Genomic DNA, 1,582 nt, shown 5'->3' with positions numbered 1-1,582 from the left:
GGGAATGGCTGCGGCATGCGGAAATCTGTGTTTCCAGCCCAGATCCTCGGTCGGACGCAGCGTCGAATTGCGTCCCAGCAGCCGCTTGACGAAATTAGTGCCTGACGAGCGTTCCCCCAGGACCTGAAATCTCGTGATCGGCACCGATGCCGCGCGGGGCGCGAGGATTCCTGTCGTGGCGAAGTCAGGCGGGATCAAGGTGGCTTCCTCATGAAAACTGATTCTCTTCCAGCATCCGCGCCTCTACGCTGCGAGACGCAGGCGGTGGAACAACGGGCGGTGATGCAATGCAGACAGTGGCTGCGGTGACGATGGTGCGCGATGATGCGTTCTTCCTGAACGCCTGGCTGCGCCATTACGGCGGCCAGTTCGGACGCGAGAATTGCATGTGATCAACCACGGTCGCGGTGCCGAGGTCGCGGCGCTGGCCCAGGGCGGTTCTCGCGCCAGAACACGTAGACTCCTGCCGCGATGATGATGGCGGCCCCCATCAGGACTTCCGGCACCGGCCATTCGCCAAAGATCGTATAGCCCCAGAACAGGGCGAAGATCAGCAGGACGTATTCGAACGGCGCGACGACCGCGGCGCTGGCGATGCGGTAGGCCTGGCTCATCGAATAGCCGATGATCGCCGACAACAACCCCAGTCCCATCATCGGGACGATGTCCCCCGATGCAGGCCACACCCAGGCGCGCAGCAGAAAGGTGAGCGGGCCGGACGTGTCCGGGCCGACGAAGCGCCCGTCGCCCGCGACCAGATAGAAACCGATGCTGACTATCAGGAACGCCGCCTGCAGGTAGATCGCAAGCGCCGAGGCGCGGCTGAACTGTCCCAGCTTGCGCGTCAGCACCGACATGCCTGCATAGCTTGCGGCCGCCCCCAGCGGCAAGAGCGCGATCCAGCCCACACTGTCCGCGCCGCCGCGCATTTGCGGCCAGAGCATCAGCAGCACCCCGGCAAACCCGACGAGCACCGCCAGAAGACGGCGCGGGCCGATGCGTTCGCCCAGCACCGGGATCGACAGCAGCGTGACAAACAGCGGTGCCACGAAATAGAGCGCATTCGCCGTCGCCAACGGCATCGCCACGATCGCCGCGTAGAACAGCGAATTTCCAAGCACGACCAGAAGGGCGCGAAAGATGTGCAATCCGACCTGCGTGGTCCGCAAAAGCGGGAAGCCACCCTCCAACTGCAAGAAAATGATGGAAAACAGGATACCCAGGCCGGTCCGCGCGAACACGATCTGATGCAGCGGATAGCTGCCGGCCAGGGATTTCACGACCATATCATTGAGCGAGATGCAAAACATGGCCGTCACCATCAACAGAATACCGAGCTGGGCGGTGCAGGGACGGATCATGGCGGGCTGGCTTTCATGAGGTGGTCTTACACTTGAAGAGCAAACTTCGTTAAGCCCCCCAACGGTCCGGGGATGCGCCTTGACTCCCCTGCGGCGCAGGCTTTGCTGCCACGCCAAGGCATTTCAGGAACGCGCATCGGTCGCCGCCAGCAGTGCGTCACCCGCGCCGTCAGCAAGCGGGGGGCGATTTCAGGTCAGGGCATCCAGAATACGCGCCCAGG

At 63.2% G+C, this 1,582-nt stretch carries 2 protein-coding genes; both read right to left on the bottom strand.

Features of this window, described 5'->3' with window-relative positions; translation table 11 throughout:
• Positions 1 to 198: hypothetical protein (locus ACEW8G_RS09290; protein ID WP_373488146.1), on the bottom strand; the 198-nt coding region annotated here is incomplete at its 3' end.
• 194 nt (positions 199 to 392) lie between these two features.
• A complete protein-coding gene (locus ACEW8G_RS09285) occupies positions 393 to 1,361 on the bottom strand; it encodes a DMT family transporter (RefSeq protein WP_373488145.1) in 969 nt (322 codons plus the stop codon).
• Positions 1,362 to 1,582 lie beyond the last annotated feature (221 nt).

The sequence above is a fragment of the Blastomonas sp. genome (genome assembly GCF_041747255.1).
Taxonomy (GTDB): Bacteria; Pseudomonadota; Alphaproteobacteria; order Sphingomonadales; family Sphingomonadaceae; genus Blastomonas.
The sequence above is the reverse complement of the archived record's forward strand: the minus strand, read 5'-3'. Positions and strand labels throughout refer to the sequence as shown.

Coding starts and splice junctions, on each gene's coding strand:
- ACEW8G_RS09285 (WP_373488145.1), bottom strand. CDS start 1,361: ATGATCCGTCCCTGCACCGCCCAGCTCGGTATTCTGTTGATGGTGACG.